We start from the raw sequence: 17168 nt of genomic DNA, 5'->3' as shown, positions 1-17168 counted from the left end.
CATGATTTTAAATAAAATTATTAGCAAATAAGCAAGGTTAAAAAGTTTTTATATAGTATTTAATTATTGGTTAAATATTTGGATTTTTCACGATAATTCATATATACCCAATGGATTTCAAGATGCATCGCGACGGCAAGGGAGAGAATCCCCGGGAGCATAGCAAACTATGTGACCGGGGTGAGCGAGTGCAGCCAACAAAGAGGCAACTTGAAAGATGACGGGTATAAACATATTTCTACCGATAATCGGCGTGTCTAATTATTCTCAGGTGCGCCGATAATATTCGTTATGTTGAATATTGGTTAATAGATGATTATTCCCCAGAAATGAAAATTACACTTCATAATCAAATACGATGATATCGTTGACATAATCTATAAGGAGATCTTTTAATTCGTCATGCGCTGAGTGAGACAAATAGTTTTAAATAGCTTTATGATCATCAAATGTCATAGTGATAGCATATGTAAAACCTTTATTTTTGTTTTCATTATTTCCCAATTCGATAGAAGAAATACCATTGATTTTATGCTGCATGGAAATAGCGGTATCTCTTATCGTCGTTAATTGTTGTTGTTTTATCTCGGATGTGAATTTTAGCAAAAGAATATGGCGTATCATAATGGTTCCTGAAAGGTGTCTTTGTTTTTGCTGACAAAATAGAAAATAAATTGTTCTATTGCAAGATCCTTGAATATATCTCATCAATTAGTGGATGTATGTTCGATTTTGCTGTTTTTGTTTCTCTGAGATACTATTAATTATAGTGTATTTGTCTATATTTGCACTGAGGCTGAACTCTCCTCCGATGAAAGCCGTAGCGGACACAAACCTCAAGAATAACTTGGGGGTGTATATTTCGGTTATCTAGGTGAAAACTATACCGTTGTGTCAGCATAGAGGCTTTAATCTCCCACTTATTGGCAGTTTGTGGGCTGATTCTGGGGCGGAATTGCTAGGAAATATTAAAATGGAAAGAACGCACCGGAGGTAATGATGGAATACGAATTTTTGCTGGATGTCACTGGACTGGTGACTAGCCGGTTCTCAATGGATCACGAAGCTATTGGTCAGTGGCTGAATGAAGAAGTTAAAGGTGATTTGGCGGTGATAGATAAGATTGCCTCAGCGTTGGCCGAAATTAAAGGTAGTGAACGTCAATGGCAACTTGTAGGTCATGAATATACGCTGTTAATGGATGACGAAGAAGTTATGGTTCGCGCCAATCAGCTTGAGTTTGAAACTGATTCGATGGAGGAGGGCATGAGTTATTACGATAATGAGAGCCTGGCTTTTTGCGGTACCAAGGATTTTATTGATATGTTGGCCGATTATCGGGATTTTATTTTACAAAAGTACGATTGGTAAGAAGCTGTATATAGACAGAAATAATTCTCTGGCACGATAGGCTTTTTCTTACTGTTAATGGTTGCTATGAAGGATAATCATCGAGTAATTTTACTCAATGATAGTTTAAGTAGCTAAAGAATCAAGGTGGTTTTAATGGAAGATATCAATCTGTCTGGTGGCATTAATGAAGCTACAAGCTGGCTCATTAATCATCAGGATTTAATCATTCAATATCTGGTCAATACTGTTGCTGCTATTCTCATTCTTGTTCTGGGATTAATGGCGGCGAAACTCATTAGTAAGGGCGTGAAAAGAGTTATGTCATTGCGTGGCATTGATGTAACGGTATCGGATTTCCTGGCTGCTGTTGTTCGTTATTTGATTATTGCGTTCACTATTATTGCAGTTTTGGGCAAATTAGGTGTTCAGACGGCTTCCGTCATTGCGGTTATCGGTGCTGCTGGTTTAGCTGTTGGTTTAGCTTTACAGGGTTCTTTGTCCAACTTTGCCGCAGGGGTATTGCTGGTGGCTTTTCGTCCAATCCGTGCGGGTGAATATGTTATTCTCGGCGCGGTTGAAGGCACTGTTGTTCAGGTGCAGATTTTTTCTACTACATTGCGTACAGCAGATGACAGAATTATTGTGATCCCGAATGGGAAAATTATTGCAGATAATGTTATTAATACCAGCCGTGAACCGAATCGTCGAACTCAGATCATGGTCGGTGTTGCGTATAATGCGGATATTGACGAAGTTAAAAAAGTATTAGGTGATGTTATTGCCGCAGACAATCGTATTCAGCATGATAAAGGCGTGACGATTCGTTTGCATGAAATGGCACCTTCTTCACTGAATTTTATTGTGCGTGTATGGACCACCAATGGTGATGCTTGGGAGGTTTATTGGGATTTGATGGAGAACTTTAAACGCACATTGGATAAACACAATATCAGTATTCCTTATCCACAAATGGATGTTTATTTGCATCAGAATCAAGCTATGGCGCGGAATAAAATGAGTGATTAATCAGAGGGATTGGATAATAACCTTCTGATTATGTGAATAAACCGTAAATTTTTACCAGTAAATCAGCGCCGCGCTGTCAATAGCGCGGGCGCTCTATTCCCCAAGTCTACTTTATTGACATAAGGTATTAAAGTTGTTTTTAATAAAATCATCGTTGATATCTTCTGTCAGTGCTATTTTCTTGTTATCTGATAAGCAAAGGACAGCGGATGAAACATCTGAAGTATGGAAATTAATATCAGCAGTGACTATCCCATCACCTTTTTCACCCTGTATTTTAAGAATGAAACGTTCACAGCCTTTTTTACATAAGAAAGGCTGATAATTACTGAGATCTACATCTGTAATATTGGCTGTACCAATATAGTATTCAATTATTTCATAGTGGTTTAATGTCTCTTCAACATCATTTCGAAGCAAATAGTAGTTTCTGACAGTAAGAGCAGCAATAATAATGATGACTAGTAGCATGAAACCCATAATTTTTTTCAAAATAACCCCTTCCTCTTATTTTTCATAGAATTGATAGATTCATTAATACTTTTAGTGTGTATTAGCTTGATTTTCTTTGAATTAATCAAATAATTTTCCTGTAAAAATCTGCTTTTTGGTTGGTTATTAAAATTTCTTATGATCGATTAGAAGCATTTATTTCCTCTAATGAGCTATTCTTCTTAATATTCTGAACATTGAAATAGCAAAGTGAATAATTATTGAGGAATTTTTTTATGTTATCGACATTTGTGCAGGGTTTTTTTCTTAGCGCAGCAATGATTTTGCCTCTTGGCCCACAAAATGCCTTTGTTATGCAGCAAGGCAGTAGGAGACAATTTCATCTAATGAGTGCAACTTTGTGCGCGATCAGTGATGGTTTTTTGATTGGTGTCGGTGTATTTGGTGGTAGTGCATTACTTAGTCAGTCAACTTTACTCTTACAATTCGTCACCTGGGGAGGTGTTGCTTTTTTATTTTGGTATGGATGGGGGGCCTTACGTGTGGTTTTGTTTGCTAATGTTGAACTGGCACAGGTAAATAATTCAGTAAAAAACCGTTGGCGGGTAATTGCGATCATCTTTGCGGTCACTTGGTTAAATCCGCATGTTTATTTAGATACCATTGTTGTTCTGGGTAGTATTGGTGGTCAGTTATCTTCAGAACTCAGACCTTGGTTTACTTTTGGGGCGGCAACTGCTTCTGTTAGTTGGTTTTTCTCTCTGTCATTACTAGCTGCATGGTTTTCCCCTGTGCTAAGTAAGCCGCTTTCTCAACGGATTATTAATGGGTTTATTTGTATCATAATGTGGTATATCGCATGGCAACTTGCTAAGCAGGGATTGCTAATTTCTGATTAAGCTGAACACTTCTTTGCATACAGTCTCTGTGTTAGTGTTTCATTTATCCCATGTATATTTCGGTTTTTCCGTGGGATGAACATTTTCTGTAACAGGTTTTCTTCGGAGGTTGTGTGAAATTGAAATCATTAGGGTTGGCCGCCATGTTAAGTGCCGGGGTGCCACTTGCTGCACAGGCTGCTGATTTACCCGGAGTCCCTCATGTTATTACTTCTGGTAATGCGGTAGTGAAAGCAGAACCGGATATAGCAACATTGATGATTAACGTCAATATTTCTGCTAAAGATGCTTCTGGGGCTAAAAAGCAGGTTGATGAGCTGGTTGCTAAATATTTTGATTTTCTGAAAAATCACGGTATTGAAAAGAAAGATATTGATGCAGCGAATTTGCGTACTCAGCCTGATTATGAGTACGATAATGTGTCTGGCAAATCGGTGCTGAAAGGCTATCGTGCGATCCGTTCAGTGGAGGTGAAGGTCCGTAAGTTAGATCAACTTAATGATCTGCTAGATGGTGCATTAAAAGCGGGTTTGAACGAAATCGTATCTGTTCAGTTTGGTGTGGACAATCCGCAAAAATATCGTGATGAAGCCCGCCAGAAAGCGATTGAGAATGCAATTGAACAAGCTGATGCACTGGCGAAAGGCTTTAGTAGCAAAGTTGGTTCGATATACAGTATCAATTACCGAGCACCAGAGGCGATTGATCACATGAAGTATCGCAATACTGATGTGATGATGTCGGGAGGTGCTGCTGCTGGAGTGGGTGAAACTTACCAGCAGGATAGCATCAATTTCAGTGATCAGGTTGATGTGGTTTTTGAGCTAAGACCTTAATTAATGTCATCTTGTCTTAACATCTGACGCCCAAGTTTCAACAGGGCGTCAGTCACTTTTTTCATGGTCCTGCTTTCCGGTGCAAAACGATGCCAATAGAGCATCCGGCGTTGACATAAACCCGGTGTCAGGTCGATCAGTTCACCATTTTTCAATTCTTGATCAATCTGTAAATGTGGGATCATACAACAAGTGGAACCCTGTTTTGCCAGTTGTACAAAGGCTTCAGATGAATTGACGATATGACATGGAACGCTGCCCGGTGACAACTCGAAGTTCTGTTGTAAAAATACCTGATGCATATCATCCAGATGGTCGAATGCAACCGCTGGGGCTTTTAGTAACGCTGAACGGGTAACCCCATTTGGGAAATAGCGGGTAGCAAATTCTGGTGAGGCGACAAACAGATAATCCAGTGCGCCTAGTTTATCAATCAGACAACTGGGTAAAGGTTGTGGTTGAATACTGACTGCGCCAACGACTTCACCTCTCCTTAACTGTTCTTGAGTCCGAGTTTCATCTTCAACTTGAATATTGAGTCGGATAGGTAAATCAGCGAGTACCGGGTGTAGAGCCGGTAATAGCCAGGTTGCTAAGCTGTCAGCGTTGACTGCTAATGAAAGCAGCAATGGGGTATCGGTCCCCTGTTCATCGCCTAGCCATTGTTCTTCCAACAACTCTACCTGATGTAATAGTGCCAGTAGTTTTTGTCCTTGTTCGGTGGGGCGCGGAGGAACGGTGCGCACTAATAGAGGCTGACCAAACAGATTTTCCAACTGTTTGATACGTTGAGAAACCGCGGATTGAGTGATACAGAGTTTCTGAGCAGCACGCTCGAAGCCGCGTTCTCGGATCACCGCATCCAGAGCTTGTAGTGTTCGGTAGTCAGGGCGTTTCATTATAGAAAGATTCTCCATTTATTTTTCTGAATATCACTATGCCATATTTTTCTGATGTATGAGGCAATTTGTCTGGTGGGCCGTAAAATCCTACCTTTCAGAAATTACGCATGTTATACCCAATTTGGATAAATTTTTGTTGGTTGGTCACCTTTGGGAAGGGGGTTCCATTTTTGAAGGTTGAGTGTGTTGACGTGGTTGAATAGGCGATATGCTCAGGAGAAAGCACTGGGTGAAGCTGTTTTTGATAGCTTGATGATGAATTTTTGATCTGGCTAAAGATTGTTTGCATGTTTCACTTAAGTGTAGTCTTTCAATAAAATTGTTAAACAATTGTCATTTTGGCTATTTAATAACAATGTAAGTAAGGTTGCTTTTTATGCTGTCACTGAAACATGTTGCACAATTAACATATAATACTTTGCAGTTATACATGGATCAGAGAGGAATAGATTTGGCGGTTGGTCCTATCTCTGACAGCGATGCAAACACGCTAACAAAAGCGTATGGTGAGCTTAACTGGGAATATTATATTACAGAGGTCGGTAATCGACATGATTGCTTCAGCTTATGTATAAAATTTGTCATATCAAGGGAAAATCTCCAAATTGAATCTGCTCCGGCTGGAGTCGCTTTATCCACATATGATTTGAACGATAAGAGTTTTAACATCCATGTATTGGAAAATTTTGTGAAGGATATAGAAAATCATCCGTTGCATAGAAAGATGCTTTTGTATACTCTGTATGCAACATTGATTTTCATGAATGTGGTTGATGGTGAAGACGTCAGGATTCATGAACCCGTTAAGGATAAAATAGCTTACTATCGTTCGTTTGGTTTTGAGCTAGAACGTTGTGGATATGTAATGTCATGTGATATTAAGACATTAACGGCAAAGTTGAAGAGTCGGTCTAAGGAGTTAGTTCTTTGACCTCTCGGCATTTATATGCATGTTATAGTATTCTGGTAGACCAGGTGGGATAGTTATTTTGTTCATTTAGATTTGTTGAAGGTGAAATCTTACTAAATTTGTTGCTATGGCCATAACAGAGAGATTTTGTCGGGAATTTTTTGTCCTGTATGACTAAATCAGTTCAGTAATGTGAAGTCGTTTTAGAGGTGTTGCTATGAGAACACAAAAAGAACCGATGTTCGATACCATTCAAACTTATAAAAAAGCTGGAGAGACCTTAGATTTTCTCATGAAAGTAGGTCCGGTTTTGGAAGATCATGCACAGGCACCAAGCCAAGAAAAGCAAGGTCGTCGTCGTAACAAAGAGGCTGCATAGACATCACTCTTTATTGTAGCCCGCTAGTATGGCGGGTTTTTCACATCATTCACTCTTAATTTTTCATGATTCATTTCACTCAACTTAATTGCGGTTTCTTTGTTGCTATCAAGGTTTATACTAGTCGACAGGCTTTCCTTGTAACTGATATAGGCAATGAATTGATATGACTCAGGACGAACTAAAAAAAGCAGTAGGTTGGGCAGCACTCGAATTTGTTACACCAGGAACAGTTGTGGGTGTGGGGACAGGTTCAACGGCTTCACACTTTATTGATGCCCTTGGTTCCATTAAAGATCAGATTGAAGGGGCAGTATCCAGCTCTGAGGCTTCTACTGAGAAGTTAAAAAGTTTGGGAATTCCTGTATTCGATTGTAATGAAGTGGATTCCCTTGATATCTACGTTGATGGTGCGGATGAAATCAATGGCAATATGCAGATGATTAAAGGCGGTGGTGCTGCATTGACACGTGAAAAAATCATTGCTGCAATAGCAAAAAAATTCGTTTGTATTGTTGATGCCTCTAAAAAAGTTGATGTATTGGGTAAATTCCCTCTGCCGGTTGAAGTGATTCCAATGGCTCGGACTTATGTTGCTCGTGAGTTGGTTAAATTGGGAGGAGTACCAAAATATCGTCAGAATGTTGTGACTGATAACGGCAATGTGATTCTTGATGTGCATAATCTAGCCATACTCGATCCTGTTGAGTTAGAGAATAAAATTAATCGTATCTCAGGTGTGGTGACTGTGGGCCTATTTGCTAACCGTGGCGCGGATATTGTATTGATGGGAACACTTGATGGAGTGGAAACCATCACTCAATAATATTATTTACAGGGGCGGAGTTTTTCGCCCTTAAAAATTTTTTCACTTTTAAAATAGGTGGAGAATTTAGTGATATATTTCATATCTCTGATTGTTATTTAATCTAAATCCTAATTTTGTTCTTTTTCAGATCATTTTATTCCACATAATAACTACTTTATTAAGACTTATGTGACGGGAATAGCAATCGTTTATATTGCTGTGTTCGTTTTTTTTGTTATGTTGAGAGAATGAATCTTAAATGTAACGAAGCGTAACAATAGGCAGGATAAATGGTTAAGGTATCTCTGGAAAAAGATAAGATTAAATTTTTGCTATTAGAAGGTGTGCATCAGAGCACGGTAGAAAATCTACGAGCAGCCGGTTATAGCAATATCGAATATCATAAGGGAGCATTAGATTCCAAAGAGTTAAAAGAGGCAATTCGTGATACCCATTTTGTTGGTATCCGTTCCCGCACACAACTGACTGAAGACATTTTTCAGGCAGCTGAAAAATTGGTTGCTGTAGGCTGTTTTTGTATTGGTACCAATCAGGTTGATCTGAAAGCGGCTGCAAAACGTGGTATCCCTGTCTTTAATGCGCCATTTTCTAATACCCGTTCTGTTGCTGAAATGGTCCTTGGTGAGTTGTTGTTATTGCTGCGTCGTATCCCTTTGGCGAATGCGAAAGCTCATCGTGGAGTGTGGGATAAGCAGGCTAAAGGCTGCTATGAAGTCCGTGGTAAAAAACTGGGCATTATCGGTTACGGTCATATTGGCACTCAGCTTGGTATTCTGGCTGAAAATATTGGTATGGATGTCTACTTTTACGATATTGAAAACAAATTGCCGTTAGGTAACGCTCATCAGGTACGTCATTTGTCAGAATTACTAAATATGAGTGATGTGGTTAGTTTGCATGTACCAGAAACGCCATCAACTAAAAATATGATTGGTGCAACTGAACTGACTCTGATGAAACCGGGTTCTATCCTGATTAATGCTTCACGCGGGACGGTGGTGGATATCCCGGCATTATGTGATGCATTGGAAAGTGAACATCTGTCAGGGGCGGCTGTGGATGTGTTCCCTGTTGAACCGGCAACCAATAATGATCCATTTGAGTCACCGTTACGTAAATTTGATAACGTGTTGCTGACCCCACATATTGGTGGTTCTACCCAGGAAGCGCAGGAAAACATTGGTTATGAAGTCGGAGGAAAGTTAGCGAAATATTCTGATAATGGTTCTACCTTATCCGCAGTAAACTTCCCAGAAGTGTCTCTTCCTGTTCATGCTGATGATACCAACCGGTTTTTACATATTCATGAAAATCGTCCCGGTATATTGAACAGTATTAACCAAGTGTTTGCTGAACAGGATATCAATATTGCTGCTCAGTATCTGCGTACCAGTGGGGATATGGGTTATGTGGTTATTGATATTGTGACTGAAAATCCTGCTCAAGCTGAAATGGTATTTCAGAAACTGAAAGCATTGCCGGGTACTATCCGTTCTCGCCTGCTTTACTGATTATTTTGATATATCAAAAATGGGTGCTTTGTGTAAGGCGCCCATTTTTTACTGCCATTGCCAGATTTTTTCAGGTGTGATGATTTCGGGTAATGGGATATCCCATTCGGCTATGGGCAGTGTATCGACTAACTGACAGTTATGCGCCAGACCTATCGGATAGAAATTTTTTTGTCGCCATTGCCTCAATGTACGATCGTAAAAGCCACCACCCATGCCAAGCCGTTGCCCTGTGCGGTCAAAAGCAACCAGCGGGATCATCATGATATCCAGTTCTGATAATGGTAGAACCTGCTCAACATTCAGCGGTGGTTCTTCTATATTGAAGCGATTTCTGATGAGTGGGGTATCGGGTTGATAGTTTAAAAATAGCAGATGGTGATGACGGAAAGGATGCAATACCGGCAGATAGATCTGTTTATTTTGTTGCCAGAGTTGGTTAATCAGTGGACGGGTATCGAGTTCACCATCAAACGAAAGGAATAGTGCGATTTTGCTGGCTTGGTGAATTTTGGGGTGGTTGATTGCTCGCTTAGCAGCCCGTCTTGCAAAAAGAGATTGTTGTTCAGGGGTGAGTTCACGGCGTTGTTGGCGTATTTTCTTTCTAATGCTTTGTCTGAGTGGTAATAGGGGCTCTGATTGCATAGAACCTGCCAGTGGATAGCAGCAGCGATTAAAGTTGAGATTCTCCAAGATGTCGTTACAGGTAGTAACCCTTGAACCCTTGGTTCAAGGTGAACATAGTGTCGCAGCTTTAAGGCTTCTCGGCCGGACCGAGCATGCACACCAGACTACGGAGCACCACATTCTATAATGTATGAAATATCGGCTCAGGGGACTTTCCCCGTTCACGAACATCTCAGAGAAATTTATTCAGTGCTTGTTAAGCAACTTTATGAACCCTATTGTATGAAACTAAATACAGAAAGCAACTAATTCTCGAATGATTCACTCACTAATGCATGATTTATCAATAGAATTCATTTAGTTGGTGCAATTGTGCTCTCAGTGATGCGACCTTGTTCCACTAATGCTTGTTCTATAGTCTGCTGAAGCATCTTTATTTTCTGTTCCATATTATAGGCATAATCACGGGTTTTCACTTTTTCTTGTGCCAATTCGTGACAGATATTCAGTGCCACAATAAAAATCAGTTGTTCAGTATTGGTTACTCTGGTGCGCTCTTTTAAATCGTCTAAACGTTGCTCAAGTTCCACAGCCGCAGCCAGCAATGCTTCTTTTTGCTCTGATGGACAATTGACACGTAGTGACCGCCCAAAAATCTGGATATCTACCGGTTGTGCAGACATGACCCCTTCCTGACTTATTGCTGCGCCCTGGTTTTAATTCTGAATTATAGAATTGAAACCGGCGCCAATCATTATAACGCCATACCAACAGACAACTCACAATTAGCGAAGGTTGTTGTCTGGTATAGCGACTCCCCTTGGTGGTAGCATAGCATGAACTTACACCGTCAACGATGACCAATACACATGTCTATACAGAATTCATTACCAGATTATCAATCTTTTGACGAAATATTGCATCAACAGTCAGTGGCACTGACGGCAGCGGAGATGCATGGGTTGATTAGCGGCCTGCTGTGCGGCGGTAATCGCGACAGTAGTTGGCAGGTCTTAGTTCATGACTTAGCTAATGATGGGCTAGCTTTTTCCCATCCATTAGCCCAACAATTGCGTGAATTACGTGAAATCACATTCGAATCATTGGATGACAGTAATTTTGCATTTGGTTTATTGCTGCCAGATGAGGAAGATAATGTATATGAACGAGCAGATGCATTAGCTGGATGGGTTAACCATTTTTTGCTGGGATTAGGTGTTGCTCAACCGAAGTTCGCGGATAAAAAAGAGATCAATGAGATTATTGGTGATTTGCGCAATATCGGTCTGCTTGGTTATGAAGAAGGTGATGATCAAGAAGAGTTGGCTCAGGCACTGGAAGAGGTCCTTGAATATGTGCGGGTGGCTGCGCAGCTTTGCTATATTGCCTTTACTGAACCTAAAACCGTTTTAATCGCAAAAAATGATAAACCAACATTGCATTAATTGGTGTTTATTGAGCGCAAAATATACCCTATGGATTTCAAGATGGATCGCGGCGGCAAGGGAGTGAATCCCCGGGAGCATAGGTAACGATGTGACTGGGGTGAGCGAGTGCCGCCAACAAAGAGGCAACTTGAAAGATAACGGGTATAATTAACTAAGTCGCAGGAGAGGGTATGATCAAACAAGAATATTTATCCCGCCGTCAGGCTTTACTGGCAAAAATGGCTCCGGCCAGCGCAGCGATTATTTTTTCTGCCCCGCCTGCGCCACGAAATTCAGATAATGAATATCCCTATCGTCAGCATAGCGATTTTCTTTATTTGACGGGGTTTAATGAACCGGAAGCGGTGCTGATATTAATTAAGAGTGATGATACGCATAATCATAGTGTTCTTTTTAATCGAGCGAGTGACTTGACTGCGGAAATTTGGTTTGGGCGTCGTCTTGGGCAAGAAGCAGCACCGGAAAAACTGGGTATTGATCGCGCTTTGCCTTTTGATGATATCAAAGAAGAGCTTTACCTGTTACTGAATGGTTTGGATGTGGTTTATCACGCCCGAGGCGAATTTGCCTACGCAGATGAAATTGTCTTCCATGCGCTGGATAAATTAAGAAAAGGCGGTCGCCGTAATCTTTCAGCGCCTTTATCGATAATTGATTGGCGCCCTTGGGTACATGAAATGCGGTTATTCAAATCTAAGGCAGAAATTGAGGCTATGCGCCGGGCGGGTAGAATCAGTGCTCAGGCCCATATGCGAGCGATGAAAATTTGCCGCCCAGGAATGTTTGAATATCAACTGGAAGCTGAAATTCATCACGAATTTACTCATCAAGGGACTCGCCATCCTGCTTACAACACGATTGTAGGGAGCGGTGAAAATAGCTGTATTCTGCACTACACCGAGAATGAAAGCAGGATGAAAGAAGGTGACTTGGTGTTGGTTGACGCAGGTTGTGAATATCTGGGGTATGCCGGAGATATCACCCGGACTTTCCCTGTCAATGGCAAGTTTACTCGTGCTCAGCGTGAAATTTACAATATCGTACTGAAAACATTAAATGTTTCATTGGAATTGTATAAGCCAGGCACCAGCATCAACAAAGTTACAGAACATGTCGTGCGGATTATGGTGGAAGAGCTGGTGAAACTAGGCATTATGCACGGCGAAATTGAACATTTAATCGAAACTAAAGCCTATCGTCAGTTCTTTATGCATGGCCTCGGTCACTGGTTAGGATTGGATGTACACGATGTCGGTGATTATGGTGTAGAACGCGATCGTATTCTGCAACCGGGAATGGTATTGACGGTTGAACCGGGGATTTATATTGCGCCGGATGCAGATGTGCCGTTGGAATATCGGGGTATCGGTATCCGTATTGAAGATGACATTTTGATCACTGAAACAGGTAATGAAAACCTGACAGCCAGTGTCGTTAAAGAAGCTGATGAGATTGAAGCTCTGATGGCGAAAGCAAAACAGGGTTAAGTTAAGAATGAACGTGATTATCGTTGGTGGAGGCATGACCGGCGCGACGCTTGCGCTGGCGATATCTTCCCTGAGTAAGGGGCAGATTCATGTGTCCCTGATTGAAGCAGCAGAGCCGGAGCAGAAACATCCCGGCTTTGATGCCAGAGCGATAGCGCTGGCTTACGGTACTTGTCAGCGTTTACAACAGATTGGCGTTTGGTCTGCTCTGGAAGATTATGTGATACCGATAACTCACGTTCATGTTAGTGATCGTGGTCATGCAGGGTTTGTGAACCTTTATGCAAAAGAATATAACATTTCCGCTCTAGGTCATGTTGTCGAATTGTATGATGCAGGGCAGGGTTTGTTCGGATTACTGAAAAATGCGCCTGGTGTAACGCTGTATTGTCCATCCAGGGTTATGGCTGTTGAAAGAACTCTGTCATCGGTAACTGTTACTGTGGACAGCGGAGAACGACTGCAAGGTGAATTGCTGGTAGCGGCTGATGGCAGCCATTCTGCCATTGGTCACACCTGTAATATTCAGTGGCAACGGCACGCTTATGAACAGGTTGCCGTGATTACAAATGTACTGACTTCAGAGCATCCGCGAGGCAGTGCATTTGAGCGTTTCACGGAATATGGTCCACTGGCTTTGCTACCAATGTCTGAGGGGCGGAGCTCGCTGGTATGGTGCCATCAGTTGGCGCGGAGAAAGGAGATAGCGGGTTGGAGTGATGCGCAATTTCTTAGGCAGTTACAGCGAGCATTTGGCTGGAGATTGGGGAAAATATTGGAAACCGGTCAGCGTCATAGTTATCCATTGACACTATCTACTGCAAATCAACAAATTAGCCACCGATTGGCGCTGGTGGGAAATGCCGCGCAAACATTACATCCAATTGCCGGTCAGGGTTTTAATCTTGGAATGCGAGATGTTATGACACTGGCGCAGATTGTTTCTGAGGCTTTTGCTGCTGGTCAGGATATTGGTACTTATCAGGTTTTGGCTAATTATCAACAGCAACGGATTTTAGATCGGGAAAACACCATCGATATTACCGATGGATTGATACGAATATTTGCCAATCGTTATTTCCCATTACAAATCGGGCGTAACTTGGGCTTGATGATAATGGAAAAATTCTCTCCTGTGCGGGATATGCTGGCCCGTCAGACTCTGGGTTGGGTCGCCCAAAGATAACCGCAGATAAAGCAGACAAAATAAGAGGACGTTATATTATGCAATCATTTGATGTGGTTATCGCTGGTGGCGGTATGGTTGGTTTGGCGCTTGCCTGTGGTTTACAAGGCAGTGGTTTGCGGGTGGCTGTGGTGGAGAGCTATCCGCCTACTCACCCCGTTATTGCTGGAGAAGAGTATGCTTTGCGGGTTTCTGCGATTAATGCGGCCAGTGAGCGCCTGTTACAGCATCTTGGTGTGTGGCAACAGATTCTGGATATGCGCACTAGTCCTTATCAAGAAATGGAGGTTTGGGAGCGGGATAGCTTTGGCCGTATTCAGTTCAGCGCGGCTGAATATGGGATGGAATATCTTGGTCATATCATTGAAAACTGGGTTATCCGTGAAACATTATGGAAAAAAGCAGACAGCTTATCTGACGTGACCATTTTGGCGCCTGCGGCTTTGCAACAGGTTGCCTGGGGTGAAAATGAAGCTTTTATGACTTTATCCGATGGTCGCATGTTAACGGCTCGTTTAGTTGTTGGTGCTGATGGCGCTCACTCATGGTTGCGTCAGCATGCTGATATCCCTCTCACATTCTGGGATTATGAACATCATGCGTTGGTAGCCACTATTCGCACCGAAGAGCCGCACGGCCGGGTTGCCCGTCAGGTCTTTTATGGTGATGGTATTTTGGCGTTTTTACCCCTTGCCGATCCCCATTTGTGTTCTATCGTCTGGTCACTACCGGGTGAAGTTGCTGAACAGTATAAACAATTTGATCATAAGCGTTTCAACCAGCAATTGGCGGTAGATTTTGATCTGCGCCTTGGTCAATGTGAACTGATGAGTGAACGTCTGACAATTCCACTGACCGGTCGTTATGCCCGTAATTTTGCGGCTCATCGTCTGGCCTTGTTGGGAGATGCCGCTCATACCATTCACCCATTGGCTGGCCAGGGAGTGAATTTGGGCTTTATGGATGTCGCTGAGCTGATAGGTGAATTGCGTCGTTTGCATGGTCAGGGAAAAGATATTGGTCAGTACTTTTATTTACGTCGCTATGAGCGCCGACGTAAACATGGTGCTGCTGTGATGCTGGCCGGGATGCAAGGTTTTCGTCAATTATTTGATGGCAATAATCCGGCGAAAAAACTTTTGCGGGATGTCGGGTTGTCTCTGGCAGATAATTTACCGGGAATTAAACCTAAATTACTTCGTCAGGCAATGGGATTGAATGACTTACCGGACTGGCTCTCTTCTAAATCCTATTCGGCTGAAAAAATCTAATTTAGCCTCTGCTTATCGATAACTTTTTCTCATACCTTGCTGAAATATGAATAGGTGATTTTATTCATATTTCAGTTGGTTTGTAACAGAAAATGAGTGTTTTCTAAAGTTAATTGTTAATTTTGAGTATTATGACTCATTTTAATAGTTGAAAATTCTGCATACTTATAACTCGTTTTTTGATGTCACTGGATTGAACCCTATTTTTACTTATGGTTCATTTGGGTTTTCAGTGATAACTTTCATTTTAAGATATCGTTTGCGTCGCGTTTTTTAGCCGCTTTTTGTTCATGATTCACAGTATCTGTCGGTTAATACGCGGTATGTTTTCATGTAGGAAATGAAAAGAGGGAAATAATGGCAAAACAAACTCCATTGTATGACCAGCATCTGGCTTGTGGTGCACGTATGGTAGATTTTCATGGCTGGATGATGCCTTTGCATTATGGTTCACAAATGGATGAACATCATATTGTCCGCACTCATGCCGGTATGTTTGATGTTTCCCACATGACGATTGTGGATCTGCATGGTACTGGTTGCCGTGATTTCCTGCGTTATTTGTTGGCAAATGACATTGCTAAACTGACAGAAAAGGGTAAAGCCTTATACACCGGGATGCTTAATGCTTCTGGTGGTGTAATTGATGACCTGATTGTTTATTACCTTAGCAATGATTTTTATCGGTTGGTGGTCAATTCTGCGACTCGTGAGAAAGATCTGGCTTGGATTAATGAACATGTAGCCAGTTACCCGGTTGATATTCAGGTTCGTGATGATCTGGCATTAATTGCGGTTCAGGGGCCTGAAGCTCAGGCAAAAGTACAGTCTCTATTGAATGATGAACAGAAACAGACTATTGCTGGAATTAAACCTTTCTTTGGTGTCCAGGCGGGGGATCTGTTTATCGCAACAACGGGTTATACCGGTGAGGCGGGTTATGAAGTGGCATTACCAAAAGCGCAAGCAGCGGATTTCTGGCAAAAATTACTGAGTGTCGGCGTTAAGCCCACGGGATTAGGTGCGCGTGATACGTTGCGACTTGAAGCCGGTATGAACCTCTATGGACAGGAAATGGATGAAACCATTTCTCCCCTTGCGGCTAACATGGGCTGGACAATCGCTTGGAAACCCGAAGATCGCCAGTTTATCGGCCGTGAAGCGCTAGAAAAACAGCGTGAAAAGGGCACTGAGCAATTGGTTGGCTTGGTGATGAGAGAAAAGGGTGTGTTACGCGGTGGTTTAGCGGTTAGTTTTACTGATGAGATGGGCGCCTTACATTCTGGCGTTATTACCAGTGGTACGTTCTCTCCAACATTAGGATTCAGCATTGCCCTTGCCCGTGTGCCACAGGGGATTGGTGAACAGGCGGTTGTCCAAATCCGCAATCGTGAAATGCCGGTTCAGGTAGTCAAACCTAGCTTTGTACGGGCGGGTAAACCTCTCGTATAGTCATTTTTATCGAATAATAACTTGATGAGTAAATAGCAATTTATCCCGGTAGGCATGATTGGTGCAGAAGCGCAAAATAGCCTGATAGGGGTAGATTCTAGGATTGAAGGAGATAATGGTAATGAGTAATGTACCCGCAGAGTTAAGATATGCTGAATCACATGAGTGGGTTCGTGCAGAAGGTAATGGTGAATACACGGTAGGTATTACCGAGCATGCACAGGAGCTGCTCGGCGATATGGTCTTTGTTGATTTGCCAGAAGTAGGTAATGAAATCAATCTTGGCGATGATTGCGCGGTTGTTGAATCAGTAAAAGCGGCTTCTGATATCTATGCGCCACTGAGTGGTGAAATTATTGCCGTTAATGAAGCGCTAAATGACGCGCCTGAATTGGTTAACAGTGAGCCTTATAATGAAGGCTGGCTGTTCCGTATTAAAGCCTCTGATGAAAGTGAACTTTCGAGTTTGCTGAATGCCGAAGGATATCAGGCACTTCTGGACGAAGAAGAATAATATGCTTACCGCCGCCCTGTCTCACATGATGAACAGGGCGTTTTTATTTGTATGCCATTTCTGGCCAGCTTCAGGAATTAGTAAC

At 42.0% G+C, this 17168-nt stretch carries 19 protein-coding genes and 1 other RNA gene; 14 read left to right on the top strand and 6 right to left on the bottom strand.

All coding sequences use genetic code 11. The features are described from left to right. Positions 1-426 precede the first annotated feature (426 nt). Complete coding sequence (locus tag LG003_RS16000; protein ID WP_262981149.1) at positions 427-624, bottom strand: Dabb family protein; 198 nt, start codon at positions 622-624, stop codon at positions 427-429. A 375-nt stretch (positions 625-999) separates the two neighbouring features. Between LG003_RS16000 and LG003_RS15995 the strand changes: the two genes are divergently transcribed. After that, positions 1000-1371 (top strand): YacL family protein, encoded by a 372-nt coding sequence (locus LG003_RS15995; RefSeq protein ID WP_112876755.1) that lies wholly within the window; start codon positions 1000-1002, stop codon positions 1369-1371. A 135-nt stretch (positions 1372-1506) separates the two neighbouring features. Next, on the top strand, positions 1507-2379 hold the full coding sequence (mscS, locus tag LG003_RS15990) for a small-conductance mechanosensitive channel MscS (protein ID WP_112876754.1): 873 nt from the start codon (positions 1507-1509) through the stop codon (positions 2377-2379). A gap of 111 nt (positions 2380-2490) precedes the next feature. On the opposite strand, the gene LG003_RS15985 is transcribed toward mscS, so the two are convergent. Further along, the gene (locus LG003_RS15985; RefSeq protein ID WP_112876753.1) at positions 2491-2871 is read right to left on the bottom strand and encodes a hypothetical protein; all 381 of its coding nucleotides are present in this window, start codon (positions 2869-2871) and stop codon (positions 2491-2493) included. Positions 2872-3107: 236 nt separating this feature from the next. Here LG003_RS15985 and argO point away from each other — a divergent pair, with 236 nt between their 5' ends. Both argO and LG003_RS15975 read left to right on the top strand, forming a co-directional pair. Beyond that, the gene (argO, locus tag LG003_RS15980) at positions 3108-3731 is read left to right on the top strand and encodes an arginine exporter ArgO (protein WP_112876752.1); all 624 of its coding nucleotides are present in this window, start codon (positions 3108-3110) and stop codon (positions 3729-3731) included. 113 nt (positions 3732-3844) lie between these two features. After that, positions 3845-4567, top strand: coding sequence for an oxidative stress defense protein (locus LG003_RS15975; RefSeq protein ID WP_112876751.1), 723 nt, complete (start codon positions 3845-3847; stop codon positions 4565-4567). On the opposite strand, the gene LG003_RS15970 is transcribed toward LG003_RS15975, so the two are convergent. Further along, entirely contained in the window at positions 4564-5466 is a 903-nt protein-coding gene (locus LG003_RS15970; RefSeq protein WP_112876750.1) for a LysR family transcriptional regulator ArgP, read from the bottom strand. The genes LG003_RS15975 and LG003_RS15970 overlap by 4 nt on opposite strands. A gap of 379 nt (positions 5467-5845) precedes the next feature. On the opposite strand from LG003_RS15970, the gene LG003_RS15965 reads away from it, so the two are divergent. The 4 genes from LG003_RS15965 (at position 5846) to serA (ending at position 9098) form a co-directional block, all read left to right on the top strand. Continuing rightward, positions 5846-6400: a hypothetical protein gene (locus LG003_RS15965; protein WP_262981148.1), complete on the top strand. Its 555-nt coding sequence runs from the start codon at positions 5846-5848 to the stop codon at positions 6398-6400. A 196-nt stretch (positions 6401-6596) separates the two neighbouring features. Next, positions 6597-6758, top strand: a complete 162-nt coding sequence (locus LG003_RS15960) for a hypothetical protein (RefSeq protein WP_011147774.1) — start codon at positions 6597-6599, stop codon at positions 6756-6758. Positions 6759-6924: 166 nt separating this feature from the next. Further along, the gene (gene rpiA / locus LG003_RS15955) at positions 6925-7584 is read left to right on the top strand and encodes a ribose-5-phosphate isomerase RpiA (RefSeq protein ID WP_262981147.1); all 660 of its coding nucleotides are present in this window, start codon (positions 6925-6927) and stop codon (positions 7582-7584) included. Between the two features lie 272 nt (positions 7585-7856). Continuing rightward, positions 7857-9098: a phosphoglycerate dehydrogenase gene (gene serA / locus LG003_RS15950; protein WP_262981146.1), complete on the top strand. Its 1242-nt coding sequence runs from the start codon at positions 7857-7859 to the stop codon at positions 9096-9098. Between the two features lie 48 nt (positions 9099-9146). On the opposite strand, the gene LG003_RS15945 is transcribed toward serA, so the two are convergent. The 3 genes from LG003_RS15945 to zapA form a co-directional block, all read right to left on the bottom strand. Beyond that, positions 9147-9743, bottom strand: coding sequence for a 5-formyltetrahydrofolate cyclo-ligase (locus LG003_RS15945; RefSeq protein WP_262981145.1), 597 nt, complete (start codon positions 9741-9743; stop codon positions 9147-9149). A 37-nt stretch (positions 9744-9780) separates the two neighbouring features. After that, positions 9781-9967, bottom strand: a non-coding RNA gene (gene ssrS / locus LG003_RS15940) — 6S RNA. Positions 9968-10078: 111 nt separating this feature from the next. Continuing rightward, on the bottom strand, positions 10079-10408 hold the full coding sequence (gene zapA / locus LG003_RS15935) for a cell division protein ZapA (protein WP_112876745.1): 330 nt from the start codon (positions 10406-10408) through the stop codon (positions 10079-10081). Positions 10409-10594: 186 nt separating this feature from the next. Between zapA and LG003_RS15930 the strand changes: the two genes are divergently transcribed. The 6 genes from LG003_RS15930 (at position 10595) to gcvH (ending at position 17083) form a co-directional block, all read left to right on the top strand. After that, positions 10595-11170, top strand: a complete 576-nt coding sequence (locus LG003_RS15930; protein ID WP_112894387.1) for a YecA/YgfB family protein — start codon at positions 10595-10597, stop codon at positions 11168-11170. Positions 11171-11343: 173 nt separating this feature from the next. Continuing rightward, positions 11344-12660 carry a Xaa-Pro aminopeptidase gene (gene pepP / locus LG003_RS15925; protein ID WP_262981144.1) on the top strand — a complete coding sequence of 439 codons (1317 nt, stop codon included), beginning with the start codon at positions 11344-11346 and terminating at the stop codon, positions 12658-12660. 7 nt (positions 12661-12667) lie between these two features. Next, a complete protein-coding gene (ubiH, locus tag LG003_RS15920) occupies positions 12668-13846 on the top strand; it encodes a 2-octaprenyl-6-methoxyphenyl hydroxylase (RefSeq protein WP_262981143.1) in 1179 nt (392 codons plus the stop codon). Between the two features lie 38 nt (positions 13847-13884). Next, the gene (ubiI, locus tag LG003_RS15915; protein WP_112876741.1) at positions 13885-15117 is read left to right on the top strand and encodes an FAD-dependent 2-octaprenylphenol hydroxylase; all 1233 of its coding nucleotides are present in this window, start codon (positions 13885-13887) and stop codon (positions 15115-15117) included. 357 nt (positions 15118-15474) lie between these two features. Then, entirely contained in the window at positions 15475-16569 is a 1095-nt protein-coding gene (gcvT, locus tag LG003_RS15910) for a glycine cleavage system aminomethyltransferase GcvT (protein ID WP_112876740.1), read from the top strand. Between the two features lie 121 nt (positions 16570-16690). Continuing rightward, positions 16691-17083: a glycine cleavage system protein GcvH gene (gene gcvH / locus LG003_RS15905; protein WP_112876739.1), complete on the top strand. Its 393-nt coding sequence runs from the start codon at positions 16691-16693 to the stop codon at positions 17081-17083. Positions 17084-17168: the final 85 nt, after the last annotated feature.

It is taken from the genome of Photorhabdus kleinii, assembly GCF_025384885.1.
GTDB classification, from domain to species: Bacteria; Pseudomonadota; Gammaproteobacteria; order Enterobacterales; family Enterobacteriaceae; genus Photorhabdus; species Photorhabdus kayaii.
The sequence above is the reverse complement of the archived record's forward strand: the minus strand, read 5'-3'. Positions and strand labels throughout refer to the sequence as shown.